Source organism: Clostridioides sp. ES-S-0190-01, from assembly GCF_020658275.1.
GTDB lineage: Bacteria > Bacillota > Clostridia > Peptostreptococcales > Peptostreptococcaceae > Clostridioides.
Genome location: NZ_JACVWA010000015.1, coordinates 460,944 through 476,736, shown reverse-complemented (window position 1 = coordinate 476,736; position 15,793 = coordinate 460,944). Strand labels below are relative to the sequence as shown.

Sequence of the window (15,793 nt, the reverse complement as noted above, 5' to 3'; positions counted from 1 at the left end):
TTTACTACTAAAATATTATAATATAAATCAATATAATTTAATAGTAAGATATAAATAGAATGCTGTATAGAAATTTTGTATAAAAAGTAAGATGAAGTATAGATATTTTGTATAGCCAATATTATGTATAAGCTGTAGAATTATTGAATAGAAAAAAGCTATATGATATACTTTTTAGATGAAAACTAGATAAGATGGAGGGAAAAACGTGAAAAAAAGGTTATTAAGTTTAATATTATGTATAGCTATGATTGCGACTTTATTAGTTGGGTGTTCAAACAACAATTCAAATGAAGCAAGTAATAAAGATGCTAATGCGGAAAAGGTTACAGCTGACCCAGTTGATACAACAAAAGTATTTGTATCACCTAAGTGGGTAAAAAGTGTTATTGATGGAAATCAACCAGAGTCTAAAAATTATGTTATTGCAGAAGGCTCATGGGGAGCAACTGAACAAAATGAAGGCTACTTGAAACAGCATATACCAGGAGCTATTCATATTGATACAGACTCTTTAGAATATGATAATGATGAAGGAGTAAAAGATTTTGATAATTATAATATCAAACCAGCAGATGTAGTTGAAAAAGTATTACTTAGCAATGGTATTACATCAGATACAACTGTTATACTATATGGTTCTGATTCAGGAGTAGATAGAATAGCATTCATTTGTCTTTGGGCTGGTGTTAAAAATGTTAAAGTTATGGATGGGAGTATTGAAGCATGGAAAAATACAAAATATGATGTAGAAAAAGGAGCAGTAGAGCCAAAATCTCAAAAAGAGTTTGGTGTAAAAGTTCCAGCTCATCCAGAATATGTAATGGATATAAAAGATGTAGAAAATAAATTAAAAAATGACCCTAACTTTAGACTAGTAAGTATAAGAAGCTTAGAAGAGTTCTCTGGAAAAACAAGTGGTTACAATTATATTGATAAAGCTGGAGAGCCAAAGGGTGCTGTATGGGGGCGTGCAGGTACTGATGCAAGCAGTATGCAAGATTATATGAATGAAGATGGAAGCTATGTAGATTTTGATAAAGTATTAGGTTATTTTAAAGATATTGATGTAACAAAAGATACAAATACAGCATTTTATTGTGGAACTGGATGGAGAGCAACTATTCCTTGGTTAATGTGCTATGAAAATGGATGGAAAAACATCACTTTATTTGATGGTGGATGGTGGCAATGGCAAACACAACCTAATCTGCCAGTACAAGTAGGAAATCCTAAAGATGGGGATGTTAAGTATACAACTGTAGGTGAATTATCAACTGATAAAGCTAAAAAATAATATAAAAAAAGAGGATATGCCAATATAATTTTTATAAGTAATAAGCTATATACTATTTTTAAAAAAAGCTTGAAATTTTATGAGTTTCAGTAAAGAATACAAGTTTCAATAGAGAATATAAATTTCAATATAAAAGGTGAACTATATTTATTATAGTCCACCTTTTTTATATTTTTTTGAGTTATGAGTAGTACTTATTTTCTGTATATATTTATTACAATATCAATACATATTTACTATGCTATCAATATGTGTTTCTTACAATACAAGTATATATTTCTTATTATACCAAATTATACTATAGGATATTACTAAATAAGATTATTCTGTTTTAAGATAAATATTATTATAAATACTGTGATTATGGAAAATGCAGAGGTAAATACTACAATTTGTCCAGCAAGTTCACTATCAGAATTCATCTGTTGGGCCATTGTAAATGAAGAAATAGCAGTTGGAGCAGATAACATTATCATAAGTGAAGCTAATTCTACATTTCTAAATCCAAGAAAAATGCTAATTGGTAAAAATATAGCAGGTATAAGAATAAGTTTTCCGCACACCCCCAGTATAATTGGTCTTATATGTCCTTTTATAGCAGAAAAGCTGAAAGACCCACCTAGAATTATAAGTGATAGGGGAGTAGCAATTTTGGAAATATCACCAATGGTTTTATGTAAAAACTCAGGGATTTTAATATTTAAAATAAGCATTATCAATCCTATTACAGAAGCTATTATGAGAGGATTTGTTAAAACACCTTTAATCATGTGCTTTATATTTATTTTACCACCTCTAAAAATCTCAAGTATTATGACTGATAATACATTGAACATAGGAACAATAACTGCAATTAATAAAGATGTAACCCCAATATTTTTATCACCAAATAGTGAGATTGTTACAGGTATACCAAATATAACAAAATTACTGCGAAAGATACCTTGTATTAATGCACCTCTTGTTTTATTATCTTTTTCAATCTTAGGTATAATAAAAACTAAGAGTAAAAAGATTGAAAAAATACTTATAATAGCTACAGCCATAAGTTTGAGGTTAAGAGAACCATTTAAATCCGTATTGTATATATTAAAAAATAATAGTAATGGCAGGAAAGATTTGAAACAAACATTATTCATTTTATTTAAAGTATGTTCATCAAATAAACTTAATTTTTTCAGAACATACCCAAGTGACATTGTGAGAAACAAAGGAAGAACTACATTTATAGATAGAATTAAATTTTCCAAAGTTTATTCTCCATAACTTGACAATTCAATTAAATTTCCATCAGGGTCTCTTAAGTAAATAGACTTCATTTTACCAAAGGCTCCTGTGCGTTCTACAATTCCTTGCTCAATTTTAATCCCATTTTGTTCTAAGTTTGTTTTTGTCATGTCAATATTAGTATTTATCTCAAAACACAAATCAGCACTACCTGTTTGTACGTTTTTGCTGTGAGGTGAAAGTTCATGACCTTTTAAATGGACATTTATTTTGAAATCTCCAGAGTAAAGTTCATATCTTTCATTTGCCATCTTTAATGTAAAACCAAGCTTTTTATAAAAATTTATGCAGTTTTCTATATTATTAGTAGTAATGACTACATGGTCTATTTTTTTTATCATAATAACTCCTCGAAATTTTATATAGATTTATTAAATGTGTTGATATCTTCTTTTAATAAGGCATAAAATAATAATTAGTTAAATATAAGAAATAACCTGAAATTAATTGATTTAATAGTTAAATAAAATATAAAAAATAATTCGAATCCATTGAATCAACAATTAATTAAAATAGAAAAATAATTTAATAGCAATTAAGCTAATCATTAATTAAGTGTAACAAATTAATGATTAGCTATAGTAAATCTAATTAATTAGAATAACTCCCTTTAAGTGTAAATCTATCTAAAATATGCCCATCTATGGCTTCAAAAAACTCATTCATATAAAATCCCTTTTCAAGATTAAGAGTAGTATCAAGGGCAAACACATGTATTTCATAAACATGTGGTCTATCTGGAGGAGCCATACCACCATAAACACTAGCTTCTAATCTACCAATATCACCTAATTTACTATGCCAACTAGTAGTCCCTTGAATAAAATCAGTAGCTGTTATGCTTTCATTTTCCTTTAATTCATCTTTTGTTATATTTGCAGCTAGCCAATGTATCCATGCAAATCCACATACAGGAACTGAATCTTTGTCCTCTAAAAATACAGCAAAGGACACTGTATGCTCTGGAGCATCTTCAAATTTTAGAGGTAATGAATATGTAGGCATACCACCTTTATTAAATTGATTTCCTCTTTTTCCATATTTATCTTCTATAACACCGTTTACTATACCTGTACTAGTTACTTTCATAATAATTTGCCTCCTAAATATATAATAAATTAATAAAAATTTTCTGTAAGTTTATTATATACCAGTTGTAAATAATGGTAAATTACTTACTTTACCATTCTCTAGCATGAAATTAATTCCTATATCTTGCATTATAGCCAAAGCATCTAACATCTGCTTTCCACGAATAGGTGTAAGTGAATATTCAACTTTAAGTGGATATCCTTCATAGGTTTTTTTATCAACCAGCCCAAATTCAATCAATTCTTTAAGTTGTTCAAGCAACATTTTTTGGTTGATTCCATTAATCTCTTTTTCTAGTTTTGATAGAGAAGTTGGACCTATACGTAATCTCCATAATATAATAGACTTCCATTTACCTTTTATCATATCATGTGTTAGTTCTAATGGACATGTATATTTTTCACGAAGCTTCAAGTATAGTCACCTCCAATTTATTTTGCCAAAATACGTTTTGAAGCAAGTTTATATACAAGTTCAACTTTTTTATTTGAAACATCCCATGAGTTTAATTCGTTTTTTACTAAATCTGGATGTTTTTTACTTATGTCTCTGAGAGCATTTCCAACAGATTTTCTTAAGTATTCACTGTCCTCATCTTTTAAACTAGAAAGCAATGATATAGCTACAGTGGGGTTGGTCTTAAAATAGTCTCGGATAGTCCAAACTCTAAGTCCTTCTGTTACAGCTCTCTTTATATTTGGGTTGTCAGAACTTAACCACTCTTTTATCACAGGAAGTGATTTATCATATCCAACTTCACTACAATAATAATCAAATGATTTAGCTAATATTTCTTGTACTCTCCAGTTTTCATCTTTACTCACATTGTTTTTTAAAAATAATAAGGCTTCAGAAATATGTATTGATATAAAGCCTAATATAAACACTGCTAATTCTCTTACTTGATAGTATTCTGATCTATATAAGTAAATTGATAGATAATAACACTTCTTTGAGTCATTATTTTTTACAATTTTTTTAGCAATATTTTCGATTTCTTTAAAACCATTTTCTATGGTAATAATTTTTGCAATTACTTCTTCCAAGTTTATCTCCTCCAATAAGTAGATTAGTTTAAATTTAATATATTATTTATAATAAAAAAATTTATTTAATTTATATAAAATAAAGACTTGTCAAAAAACGTTTGCAAGCCTTTAATATTAGAATAAATAAAAAACAATAAAAAATCAACCTAATTTAACATATAAATTTACTTTTATTATAAGTTTTATATTATAAAAAGTTATATTTAAAAAATTAATTGAGTTATATAAATTTAACTTAATTTGAGTATACTAATAGAATAAATTATTATATAGTAATACTTAGATGGAATGAATATTTTACCAATTCTATATGATGGTGTATAATTAGGTGATAAAGTAGCTGTAATAATGATATTTTAAGTAAATTACAATTGTGCTTATGATAACTTAAACTATTATTAGAGAATTATCATAACTTTTTTAAAGATTTATTAAGATAATTTCAATTAAATATAAAAAACATATAATAATTGATTTAACTTGAAACAATAATAAAAGAATATAAAAAACGGTGTGTGAAGATATATGAAAGGTAATATAGAAGATATACAAAGGGTAATATAATAGAAAACTAAAAAAATAATATAACAAGAAAGTAAAATAGGAGGAAAAAATGATACCAGGACTTAAAGAGAGTTTGTTAGGATTAATAAACGAAAGTGCATATAATCCTCTAAAAAAGGAAGAATTAGCAGAAATTTTTGATATACATTCATCAGAAATGCCAATGTTCTATAATTTTTTAGAAGAATTAGAGGAAGATGGATATATATGTTTTACTAAGAAAAATAAAATAGTATCATCAAATCAAATGGGATATTTTGTTGGTAAATTTACATCACATAAAAAAGGCTTTGGATTTGTAGAATCTGATGTTGAATACACACAAGATTTATTTATCTCAAGTGACAATATAAATGGAGCTATGCATAATGATAGAGTTATGGCAGAGATAGTTGTACCTGCAACTGAAGAAAAAAGAGCAGAAGGAAGAATCGTAAAAATTATAAAGAGAGAAATAACTAAAATAGTAGGTACTTTTCAATCAAGTAAAACTTTTGGATTTGTAACACCAGACAATAAGAAATTTACTAAGGATGTATATATACCTAAAAGATATTTTAGTGGTGCAGTAGATAATGATAAGGTAGTTTGTGAAATTACAGTATGGCCACAAGAAGATAGAAAACCAGAAGGAAAGATTATAGAAATACTGGGTCAAAAAGGTGAAAGAGGAGTAGAAATAGACTCTATAATAAGAGAACATGGTCTTCCAGAAGAATTTCCTAAGAAGGTATTGCAAGAAGCAGAAGCTGTTGCTGTTGAAATTCCAGAAGAAGAGGTAAAAAGAAGAAGAGATTTAAGGGATTTAAATATATTTACTATAGACGGAGATGACGCAAAAGATTTAGATGATGCTATATCAATAGAGGTATTATCTAATGGAAACTTTAAATTAGGGGTTCATATAGCTGATGTTACACATTATGTAAGAGAAAAAAATAAATTAGATAAAGAAGCTTTAAAAAGGGCTACATCTGTGTATTTAGTAGATAAAGTAATTCCAATGTTGCCAAAGACTCTTTCTAATGGAGTATGTAGTTTAAATCCATTTGAAGACAAATTAACTCTTTCTATATTTATGGAAATAGACCATAAGGGAAATGTAGTTAAGCATGAAATATGTGAATCTATAATAAATTCAAAGGCTAGAATGACTTATACAGAAGTATCCGATATATTAGAAAAAGATGATGAAAAGCTTAAAAAGACTTTTGAACATGTTGTAGATGATTTTAAAAATTCTGAAATTTTGGCTAGAATTCTTATGTCAAGAAGAGAAAAAAGAGGGGCTATAGACTTTAACTTCCCAGAAGCAAAGATAATTCTAAATGGAAATGGAGAAGTTGCAGATATAAAACCATATGAAAGAAGAATTTCTAATAAAATAATAGAAGAGTTTATGCTTATAAGTAATGAAACAATTGCTGAACATTTTTATTGGATGGGTATACCATTTGTGTATAGAATACATGAAACACCATCTTTAGAAAAAATGGAAGAATTGAGTAAATTTATATCTACATTTGGATATACAATAAAAGGTGATAAAGAAGAAGTACATCCAAAGGCATTACAAGGAATAATAGAGAAGATAAAAGGCAAAACAGAAGAGGGAGCAATCAGTACCATAATGCTTCGTTCTTTAAAACAGGCTAAGTATTCACCAGAATGTAGTGGACACTTTGGGTTAGCTGCTAAATTCTATTGTCACTTTACTTCACCAATAAGAAGATATCCTGACCTTCAAATTCATAGAATAATAAAAGAGTCTTTAAATAATAAGATAAATGGAAAGAGACAAGAGCAACTTACTACTATAGTAGATTATGCATCTGTTCAATCATCTGAAAAAGAGAGAAAAGCAGAATTGGCTGAAAGAGATGTACATGACTTCTATAAGGCTCTTTATATGAAGGATAAAGTTGGTCAAGAGTTTGAAGGTGTTGTATCTAGTGTAACTTCATTTGGAATATTTGTTGAGCTAGATAATACTATAGAAGGATTGATAAGACTTGCAAATATGAATGATGACTATTATATCTATGATGAAAGTTCTTATAGTGTGTTAGGTGAGAGAACCAAGAAGTCATATAAAATAGGTGACCTTGTTAAGATAAAAGTTGAAGGTGTAAATGTAGACTTTAAAGAAATTGACTTTGAGATAGTTAAAAAGATTGAAGAATAAACAAAATATAAAGAATAAGGTTTAATATTTGAAAATAAGAGTAAACAGGAAAAAATTAATATCTTAAAATAAGAAAATACAGAAATATTTAAAAGTAGACATGAACATTTGTAGTGTTTATGGTATGACTAAATGTAGAATATTTGATAAAAAGTAGATGTTTAGACCATATTTAGCATTTAGCAAAAAATATATATTAAAAAATAGATTTTTATAGGAAATAAGTGTATCATTTAGAACTTGAGATACACTTATTTTTTATTTTATATAATTTTGACACGACAACACATGTATTTTCCTAAAAAGATAGAACTAATTTATGCAATATTAGTGTATGTGTGTGCGTAATAAAATTCTTTGGTTCCACATCAGAAATATTACCTCATGTATACTTTGATTTTTAAGATGTAATGACATTTTTTTTAGTGAATTTTCTTGTCAATACCTTTTCTTATGAGTTAAAATTATAAACATACTACTTAGGAGGTAAGTAATTATGGGCATGATAGGAAGTTATTTTAGAATAAGTGAAGAAAATATTTTGAAATTACAACAATCAACAGATAACTTAGAGGATTTTATGTTTGAAGATGTACAGGAAGATAGCAGTATTAATATTGATAAAGCATGGCATGCAATTCAGTTTACTCTAACTGGTTGTCCTTTTGGTGGAGATAATGCTAATATTTTTAGTAAATTAGTGTTGAGTGGAAACACATTTATGGAAATTGAAGGAGAATTTTATCCTATGTTAATTACAGCTAATGATGTAAAAAAACTATCAGAGGCAATGAACAATTTGGAAGAAGAAGAATTTAGAAAAAAATTTAGTGTCAGTGAAATGCTAGAAAATGAAATTTATCCTGTTATGGATGATGAAGATGAGGATGAATTTTTTGAATATGTATGGGCTAATTTAATTGAACTTAAAAAATTTATGCAAGTAGCTTCTAATGAGGGACAAGCTGTAATATTTTGTATAATGTAATGATTATTATAAAGCTATTTATCATAAGATTGTAAGTTTTATAAAGTTGTTTACTATAAAGTTGTAAATTTTAATAAAGTTAGATATGAGTAAATGATGCCTTTATAAACGTACATATTGAAACAGCAGTAGAATGTAATCCAATTATAGTAATTTTAAAAGAACTTTTTAAATAGTAATATTATTTTTAGACACTTCAATTATTTTTAAATCACTATAGTACAGAAGTCATTAGTATATAAGCGTATTTATTTTATTTATTAAGAGAAATTAGAATCTTTAGAAAAAATTTAGAAATTTCTAAATAATATCTTAAGTTTTAGAATTTATTATGGAAATATAATAAAAAATTAATAAAAATAAAATACTATAAAATGATTTATGGGGGTGTACTTATATATGGAAATGAAAATATCAGTGTCTAATCTCAGTAAGAGGTTTGGTTCAAAATTGGCTCTTGAAAATGTAAACATTGAAATTGATAGTGGAATGTTTGGACTTTTGGGAAGAAATGGAGCAGGAAAAACAACATTTATGCGAATTCTAGCTACTTTATTGTCAAAAACTGATGGATCAATAGATATGTGTGGAATTCCTATAGAAAAAACGAAAGAAATTAGAGATATGGTTGGTTACCTTCCTCAAGATTTTTCAATGTATCCAAATATGACAGTGTATGAAGCAATGGATTATCTAGCTGTTTTATCAAATATACCATCAGGAAAAAGAAGAAAAATTATCAATAAGTTATTAAGTAAAGTAAATTTAACTAATCATCAAAGAGTAAAAGTAAAATCTTTGTCTGGAGGTATGAATAGAAGACTTGGAATTGCCCAAGCGCTGATTCATAATCCTAAAGTTTTAATCGTAGATGAACCAACAGCAGGACTTGACCCAGAAGAGCGTATACGATTTAGAAATTTATTATGTGAGATTGCCAATGATAGAATAGTTATATTATCAACACATATTGTAGGAGACATAGAAGCAACATGTGAAAATATAGCTATATTAGATAATGGAAAAGTTATATATAATGGAACAACTGAGGCATTAACAAAACTTGCTTATGGAAAAGTATATAGTGTTGAAGTAGATAAAAAGGACATAGAAAATATAAAAAATAGATTTGTAGTTATAGGTATGTTGACTCAAGGTGGAAAAGCTACACTTAGAATCATATCAGAAGAAAAACCTTTTGAAACAGCAGTAGAATGTAATCCAACTATCGAAGATGGCTATATGCTTATGATGGGAGGAAATAAGATATGAATCTATTTATAAAAGAGTGTAAAAACATATTAAAAAGCACAGTCTATTATGTTTTTATTGTAGTATTAGTAGTTTTCTATATTTCACAACTTGGAAGCTCAGTTTCAGAAGATGTAAGCAAAAATATTCCTAATGAAGGGAATCCATTAGTTGCTCCTCAAAAAGTAGAAAACATTGATGAATACTACTTAAAACACAATCAATATCCATATGGTCAAAAAGAATCTTTGAAGTCTGATAAAGTAATTCCAAGTGCAACTATAAGTTTAATTAGAGAATATCAAGAAAATTCATATACAACATATCCAATGGGAATTATTAAGCATATAAAATTAAATGAAAGTAAGACCCAAACTATAGAGAAGTATATTGAGGAGATAACTGGTAACAGTATTGACAAAGTAAACTCAATTTGGGAAAGTGGAGAAAATATAGAAATAAATTCTTCTAAATTATCATTTGAAAAATTTGAAGAAATAATGCAAAGCATAGATGAAATTTTAGGTGGTGGGTCTGCGTATGCCATTGATAAATTACAAAGATTTGGTATAGTTCCAATTACTTATGAAGAAGCTATGCAAAATTATAACTATACAATACAAAAAGATAAAGTAACTAATGGTTATGCAAGAATTTTTTGTGACTATATTGGTATAATTTTAAGTATATTTCCAGTATTTGTAGCAGTTTTTATGTCAATGAAAGATAGACGTTCAAGAATGAGCGAAATTGTCTATTCAAAACAAGCATCAACATCTAAAATAATTTTATCAAGATATTTTGCTCTTGTATTTATGATGATGTTGCCAGTTTTAATTTTAGGTATAAAAGAATTACTTCCTTTAATTTCATTTGCTAAAGATGAAGGAATTTCTGTTGATAATTTAGCATTTATAAAATATACACTGTGGTGGTTATTGCCAACTCTTATGATAGTTACAGCTGTAGGAGTGAGTCTGACTGTTTTAACAGACACACCAGTAGCAATTATTGTTCAATTAATTTGGTGGTTTTACAGTATAAACTCTATAGGTCTTGAAGGAGATTATCCATCAATGGGACTAATGATAAGACATAATAATGTACTAAATGGAACTATTATAGCAGAAAACTTTAATACTATTATGAGTAATAGACTTTTAATAGGATTAGGAGCATTAATAATTGTCTTGATAACTACATTTTTATATGAACAAAAAAGAAGGGGGAATCTTAATGTTGGTTCAAGGTTTTCAAAATTATTTAGTTTTAATAAAAGAAAACTTCAAATTAAGCACTCTAATTAATCTAATATGTTCAATTGGTATGTTATGTTTGATTCCATTTATACAAGGGGTAGCAAATTTAGATAGTATTTCAGCAGCTATATGTCTTGAAAACTATGTTATAATAGCAGGAATAATAATGATAGTTCCTATATTTTACTTAGAACAATCGAAGGAAATTGATGAGATAGTATCATCAAAATCAGTATCTCAAGTAGTTATACAATTAATAAGAATAATAATGTCAATTATAAGTATACTTGTGTTAATTGCTGGATTTGTACTGATGTTAAAACATCTTGGAGGCAATTTTCCTATATTTAAATATATTGTGGGGAGTTTTGCATCAGCTATGTTTATAGGAAGTTTAGGTATGTTATTTTCTAATTTATTTAACAATACTATTATAGGATATATGGTATCTATAGGATATTTAATTTTAAATATGATGACTAAAGATAAGTATGTTGGAAATTTCTTTATAATGTCTATGAGTCGAGGTAGCTTTGATGAAAAGTATTGGTTGATATGTGGAAGTATTGTGCTTATAGTTGTATCTCTTTTGATAAAGCCAATAAAAAGAAAGATTGGTTAGTTAGATTAAAATTGTTTATTGTAGGTAAATTAAATAGAGTAATACAAAAGTTGTTTATTGAGGATACATTAAACAGAGTGATATTAAAGTTGTTTATTGCAGGCAAACTAAGTATACTAATATAAAAATTGTTTATTGTAGTAAAACTAAATAGATTAATAATAGGCATTTTTAGGTTAATAATCAGAACTATAATAAAAGTTATTAGATTTATAATATATGCATAATTTTATTTAATTGGATTTATTGATAATTGAATGATTTAACGCAGATAAGATTTGAATTAGAGCATTAGGTAAAACGAATATATCTTTAAATATGAATTTATATTTATAAAAGAGGCTATTAGTAGATTTGAGGCTGTAAGTAGATTTGTGTGTAGAAACAAATTTACCTACAGCTTTTTTATATTTACACTGATGTCTTTATATTATAAAATATATCTATTTACTAAATTTTATCTAAAGATGTCAAAAGTATATTTTATATTAACTTTACATGAATAGTTTTATAAAATTTTCATAAAATTTCTATTTTTGCTTAGAAACCTTATTATTCATATTATCATTAGTAGGCATGGCTCCAAAGCTTAGTTTTTCGTACATTACTTGAGTAGGAGCTAACCAAACTGTACCATTTCCAGTAAATGTATTTAAGAAACCTTCACCATTTAAAGCAGAACCAATTAAAGATTTATCTGACTTTGTAACAGAAAAATTAACTCCAGATGTTCTGGCTATTGCAAAGTTACCATCTACTTTTAATTCTTCTCCATTGCTCAATTCATATTCTACAATTTCACTTTGAGGCACAACACATTCTAGAACAACTACACCAGTACCACTTAACTCTATTTGGAAGAAACCTTCACCGCCAAGTAAAGCAGAAGAGAAGTTCTTTTGCGTAAATGCCTTTACTTCTATAGTGTCAGAGCAACAATAGAATAGACCTTTATCGACGATTATAGAATCATTATCAAGGCTCATAAATAAATAATGTCTAAAAGAAGGCTCTAAGTAAACTTCGCCAGTACCCTTATATGTAGGTTTCATCATTGACTCATTAGTAAGTGCTCCTGATATTCCTTTTTTGAAAAGACCTCCAACACCACCAATTTTAGTTTCAGAAGATATCTTTCCTTTATAATAGTACAGTGCACCAGCTTCTGTTTTTATTGATGAATTATTTAATTTTATCTTAATTTGTCTAGCCTTCAAGCCAGCTTCTCTAGCAAAATATAATCCCATTGCCATCATTGGGCTAGAAGCACCTTCAAGTTTTTCAAATTCTAATATTTCAAATTCACTTCTACCATCTGATGTATTTTCTAAAATTTTTACTTTTTTGCTTAAATCCATACAAATTTCTCCCTACTATATTAAAATTTATCTCTAAAATATTATAAGATATAACTATATATTACATTTTTTTTGAAAAATTAGCTACTTTATCATCAAAGTTTTACATAGATATTAAGAAATTTTAAGAATATTTATAATTGAAGTATATTGTTTGAGTATGTATTTTGAGTAGTATTTATAATTTGTGGGTATTATATTTTATGGGAGTGTTAAAATTATTTAAAAGTGAAAAGTGAAAAGTGAAAAGTGAAAAGTGAAAAGTGAAAAGTGAAAAGTGAAAAGTGAAAAGTGAAAAGTGAAAAGTGAAAAGTGAAAAGTGAAAAGTTAGAAGTTAGAAGTAGGTATTAGAGTATTAAAATTTTTGTTTTGAGTTTGATAGATTATTTTTAGTAATTTATTTTGACTTTGCATTAAATAGAGTAGATGCAATTTCTTACAATATGTTGTTATATTATTTAATATATCTTGCTTAATTAGTTTAATGTATGAGTTGTCATATTGACTAAAGTACTTGAATATGTTATCATACAGGGTAGTCAAAAGATTTGTAGATATAAAATAATTAGTAAATTTTTAGTATATATTAAAGAAATTTCTAGCAAAGAAGGTGAGATTTATATGGCTGGTAAAAAAATATTAGCAACAAACAAAAGAGCAAGACATGAATATTTTATAGAGGAAACCTATGAGTGTGGAATTGAATTAAAAGGAACAGAAGTAAAATCAATAAGACAGGGTAAAGTCAACCTAAGTGATGGATTTGCATCTGTAGATAACAGTGAAGTATTTTTAAAACAAGTTCATATAAGTCCATATGAGCAAGGAAATATATTTAATGTTGACCCTCTAAGAGTGAGAAAGTTATTGCTTCACAAGCATGAGATAAGAAAACTTATTGGAGCAACTACTATAAAGGGGTATTCACTTATACCACTTAGTTTATATTTAAAAAATGGTAAAGTTAAAGTAGAGATTGCTTTAGCAAAAGGTAAGAAGTTATATGACAAGCGTCAAGATATGGCTAAGAAAGATGCCCAAAGACGTATAGAAAGAGAAATGACAGGGAAATATTAAACTAGTTAAAATTGTATTTTTTAGAATAAAATTCTTTATTATCTAGAACATAACATTGATTTTTATTCTTAAAAGTATTATATTATATATACATTAAAAATTTAATAAGAATGGTGATAAAGTTTGCGAAGAGTCTAATGGACTATAAACTACTCAAGGGGGCGTAAAGGTTTCGACGTGGGTTTGGAACTTGAGGCTGCGTGTCGTGTTACTCTGGGTCACGTAAAAACTGGGGAACTTTAAAATAAACGCAGACGATAATTTCGCGATAGCAGCCTAGTTGCTGCTCGTCCCTCTTAGCCCTCCTGCCGGCTAAGACTGGACGTCATTATGCAGGGAACTACTTTGAGGGTGTCTCGACTTAGGGTAGATTAATTGGGACTGGCTAAGCATAGAGCCTGCCACTTGGCGTTATGTAAGGTGAGATATTAGTAAAGTTGGCTACACATGTAGATGCAGCGAGGAAAAGATTTGCGGACAGGGGTTCGACTCCCCTCGTCTCCACCAATTTTTAAAAAAGAATGATGAAATACTTGGAAATGCTAGTCTTTATTGACTAGTATTTTTTGTTTTGGTGATAAAATCCACCAACCGTACCCCAACTACAGAAAAAGAGTTTTTTTTGTGGGTATGTTGGGGTGCATTTAGGGTGTATAAAAAGCATTTATTTATTATGATATTAGGTAACATAGAATTTTAATATCTACTTTATGATATAATATTTTTATAAATGTAAAACAGTTGAAGTTGTTAATTAATAAAAATATATATTATATAAGTTTGATAGGAGTTGAGGTTTGTAATGGATGAAAGAAAACTAGAATTTTCTATTTTTTGCATTGAAGCTTTAGCAGAAAAATTGGATATAGATTCAGAAGGAGTTTATAAACTTCTTAAACATGATACTGATATTTTAGATAACTATATAATACCTTGCTATGAAGCACTACATTCTCAAAGTAAAAGTTATATAGTGCAAGATTTAATACAAGTGCTTAAAGAAAAGGGCGTGATGTAATGATTGTATATCATGGTTCATACTGTGTGGTAAAACGCCTAATATTATCTTCTCAAGAGATTCTTTAGATTTTGGAAAAGGATTCTATTTAACTAGTATAAAAACACAGGCACTTAACTGGACAGAACGTTTTAAGAAAAGGGGTAAAAAAGCATATTTAAATAGCTATTCTTTAGATATTGATGAATTAAAAAAAATCTGTAATGTAAAAATATTCGATAGTTATAATTTAGAATGGCTTGACTTTATATTAGAATGCAGAAATATGAGTGATGTATATATGAAATATGACATTATAATAGGTGGAATTGCTGATGATAAGATTTACAATACAATAGAACTGTATCAAGATAATCTTATTGAAAAAGATGAAGCTTTAAAAAGACTAAAATACTATAAACCAAATGAACAAATATGTATAACCAATCAAAATGTAATAGATAAATATTTAAAGTTTAGATGTGAAGAGGAGGTATAGTGCTTATGGAAGCAAATAAAACATTATTACAAATACTATATAAAAAAATTATATTAGAATTTTCTAGGCAGACAGGCAAGAGTTTGGAAGAAAGTATGGATTATTTATATACTTCTGAAACATATAAACTTATAAGTGAGGGTGTATCAGATATGCACTGTAAGGGTCATATATACTTGGCTCAAGAATTAATGCTAGAAAATGGATTAATGCATCATAAAGGCTATCCAAGATAAATAGTTAAAAAACTAGATACGAAATAAGGATA

16 protein-coding genes and 1 other RNA gene are annotated in these 15,793 nt (G+C 27.6%); 11 read left to right on the top strand and 6 right to left on the bottom strand.

Annotated elements, in window-relative coordinates; translation table 11 throughout:
* The first annotated feature begins 208 nt into the window (after positions 1–208).
* The gene (locus IC214_RS05625) at positions 209–1,297 is read left to right on the top strand and encodes a rhodanese-like domain-containing protein (protein WP_227866367.1); all 1,089 of its coding nucleotides are present in this window, start codon (positions 209–211) and stop codon (positions 1,295–1,297) included.
* Between the two features lie 311 nt (positions 1,298–1,608).
* On the opposite strand, the gene IC214_RS05620 is transcribed toward IC214_RS05625, so the two are convergent.
* The 5 genes from IC214_RS05620 to IC214_RS05600 form a co-directional block, all read right to left on the bottom strand.
* Positions 1,609–2,496 carry an AEC family transporter gene (locus IC214_RS05620; protein ID WP_413926640.1) on the bottom strand — a complete coding sequence of 296 codons (888 nt, stop codon included), beginning with the start codon at positions 2,494–2,496 and terminating at the stop codon, positions 1,609–1,611.
* Positions 2,497–2,550: 54 nt separating this feature from the next.
* Positions 2,551–2,925, bottom strand: a complete 375-nt coding sequence (locus tag IC214_RS05615) for a VOC family protein (RefSeq protein ID WP_227866366.1) — start codon at positions 2,923–2,925, stop codon at positions 2,551–2,553.
* A gap of 250 nt (positions 2,926–3,175) precedes the next feature.
* On the bottom strand, positions 3,176–3,673 hold the full coding sequence (locus tag IC214_RS05610) for a YbhB/YbcL family Raf kinase inhibitor-like protein (RefSeq protein ID WP_227866365.1): 498 nt from the start codon (positions 3,671–3,673) through the stop codon (positions 3,176–3,178).
* A 54-nt stretch (positions 3,674–3,727) separates the two neighbouring features.
* On the bottom strand, positions 3,728–4,090 hold the full coding sequence (locus tag IC214_RS05605; protein ID WP_227481914.1) for a winged helix-turn-helix transcriptional regulator: 363 nt from the start codon (positions 4,088–4,090) through the stop codon (positions 3,728–3,730).
* Between the two features lie 17 nt (positions 4,091–4,107).
* Positions 4,108–4,722 carry a DNA alkylation repair protein gene (locus IC214_RS05600; RefSeq protein WP_227433785.1) on the bottom strand — a complete coding sequence of 205 codons (615 nt, stop codon included), beginning with the start codon at positions 4,720–4,722 and terminating at the stop codon, positions 4,108–4,110.
* A gap of 616 nt (positions 4,723–5,338) precedes the next feature.
* Between IC214_RS05600 and rnr the strand changes: the two genes are divergently transcribed.
* From rnr to IC214_RS05575, 5 genes are all read left to right on the top strand, one after another.
* On the top strand, positions 5,339–7,474 hold the full coding sequence (gene rnr, locus IC214_RS05595) for a ribonuclease R (protein WP_227866364.1): 2,136 nt from the start codon (positions 5,339–5,341) through the stop codon (positions 7,472–7,474).
* Positions 7,475–7,970: 496 nt separating this feature from the next.
* Positions 7,971–8,462 (top strand): YfbM family protein, encoded by a 492-nt coding sequence (locus IC214_RS05590; RefSeq protein WP_227433787.1) that lies wholly within the window; start codon positions 7,971–7,973, stop codon positions 8,460–8,462.
* A gap of 399 nt (positions 8,463–8,861) precedes the next feature.
* The gene (locus IC214_RS05585) at positions 8,862–9,734 is read left to right on the top strand and encodes an ABC transporter ATP-binding protein (RefSeq protein ID WP_227433788.1); all 873 of its coding nucleotides are present in this window, start codon (positions 8,862–8,864) and stop codon (positions 9,732–9,734) included.
* Positions 9,731–11,020, top strand: coding sequence for an ABC transporter permease (locus tag IC214_RS05580; RefSeq protein ID WP_227862876.1), 1,290 nt, complete (start codon positions 9,731–9,733; stop codon positions 11,018–11,020). Before IC214_RS05585 ends, IC214_RS05580 begins: the two co-directional genes overlap by 4 nt.
* Positions 10,950–11,594, top strand: a complete 645-nt coding sequence (locus IC214_RS05575; RefSeq protein ID WP_227855148.1) for an ABC transporter permease — start codon at positions 10,950–10,952, stop codon at positions 11,592–11,594. The genes IC214_RS05580 and IC214_RS05575 overlap by 71 nt, the downstream gene beginning before the upstream one ends.
* Positions 11,595–12,124: 530 nt before the next feature.
* On the opposite strand, the gene IC214_RS05570 is transcribed toward IC214_RS05575, so the two are convergent.
* On the bottom strand, positions 12,125–12,952 hold the full coding sequence (locus tag IC214_RS05570) for an AIM24 family protein (protein WP_227433791.1): 828 nt from the start codon (positions 12,950–12,952) through the stop codon (positions 12,125–12,127).
* A 621-nt stretch (positions 12,953–13,573) separates the two neighbouring features.
* Between IC214_RS05570 and smpB the strand changes: the two genes are divergently transcribed.
* The 5 genes from smpB to IC214_RS05545 all read left to right on the top strand — a co-directional run bounded on the left by smpB (position 13,574) and on the right by IC214_RS05545 (position 15,761).
* Positions 13,574–14,029 carry an SsrA-binding protein SmpB gene (smpB, locus tag IC214_RS05565; RefSeq protein WP_054275121.1) on the top strand — a complete coding sequence of 152 codons (456 nt, stop codon included), beginning with the start codon at positions 13,574–13,576 and terminating at the stop codon, positions 14,027–14,029.
* 157 nt (positions 14,030–14,186) lie between these two features.
* Positions 14,187–14,536: a transfer-messenger RNA gene (gene ssrA, locus IC214_RS05560) on the top strand.
* A gap of 295 nt (positions 14,537–14,831) precedes the next feature.
* The gene (locus IC214_RS05555) at positions 14,832–15,047 is read left to right on the top strand and encodes a DUF3791 domain-containing protein (protein ID WP_227450928.1); all 216 of its coding nucleotides are present in this window, start codon (positions 14,832–14,834) and stop codon (positions 15,045–15,047) included.
* 7 nt (positions 15,048–15,054) lie between these two features.
* Positions 15,055–15,525 (top strand): DUF3990 domain-containing protein, encoded by a 471-nt coding sequence (locus IC214_RS05550; protein ID WP_413926639.1) that lies wholly within the window; start codon positions 15,055–15,057, stop codon positions 15,523–15,525.
* Positions 15,526–15,530: 5 nt separating this feature from the next.
* On the top strand, positions 15,531–15,761 hold the full coding sequence (locus tag IC214_RS05545; protein WP_227862878.1) for a hypothetical protein: 231 nt from the start codon (positions 15,531–15,533) through the stop codon (positions 15,759–15,761).
* Positions 15,762–15,793: the final 32 nt, after the last annotated feature.

Excerpts from the sequence above, each read along its gene's own strand:
- IC214_RS05555 (WP_227450928.1), top strand. The coding sequence starts at position 14,832 with ATGGATGAAAGAAAACTAGAATTTTCTATTTTTTGCATTGAAGCTTTA.
- rnr (WP_227866364.1), top strand. The coding sequence starts at position 5,339 with ATGATACCAGGACTTAAAGAGAGTTTGTTAGGATTAATAAACGAAAGT.
- IC214_RS05620 (WP_413926640.1), bottom strand. The coding sequence starts at position 2,496 with ATGTCACTTGGGTATGTTCTGAAAAAATTAAGTTTATTTGATGAACAT.
- IC214_RS05575 (WP_227855148.1), top strand. The coding sequence starts at position 10,950 with ATGTTGGTTCAAGGTTTTCAAAATTATTTAGTTTTAATAAAAGAAAAC.
- IC214_RS05610 (WP_227866365.1), bottom strand. The coding sequence starts at position 3,673 with ATGAAAGTAACTAGTACAGGTATAGTAAACGGTGTTATAGAAGATAAA.
- IC214_RS05585 (WP_227433788.1), top strand. The coding sequence starts at position 8,862 with ATGGAAATGAAAATATCAGTGTCTAATCTCAGTAAGAGGTTTGGTTCA.
- smpB (WP_054275121.1), top strand. The coding sequence starts at position 13,574 with ATGGCTGGTAAAAAAATATTAGCAACAAACAAAAGAGCAAGACATGAA.
- IC214_RS05580 (WP_227862876.1), top strand. The coding sequence starts at position 9,731 with ATGAATCTATTTATAAAAGAGTGTAAAAACATATTAAAAAGCACAGTC.
- IC214_RS05545 (WP_227862878.1), top strand. The coding sequence starts at position 15,531 with ATGGAAGCAAATAAAACATTATTACAAATACTATATAAAAAAATTATA.
- IC214_RS05590 (WP_227433787.1), top strand. The coding sequence starts at position 7,971 with ATGGGCATGATAGGAAGTTATTTTAGAATAAGTGAAGAAAATATTTTG.
- IC214_RS05570 (WP_227433791.1), bottom strand. The coding sequence starts at position 12,952 with ATGGATTTAAGCAAAAAAGTAAAAATTTTAGAAAATACATCAGATGGT.
- IC214_RS05615 (WP_227866366.1), bottom strand. The coding sequence starts at position 2,925 with ATGATAAAAAAAATAGACCATGTAGTCATTACTACTAATAATATAGAA.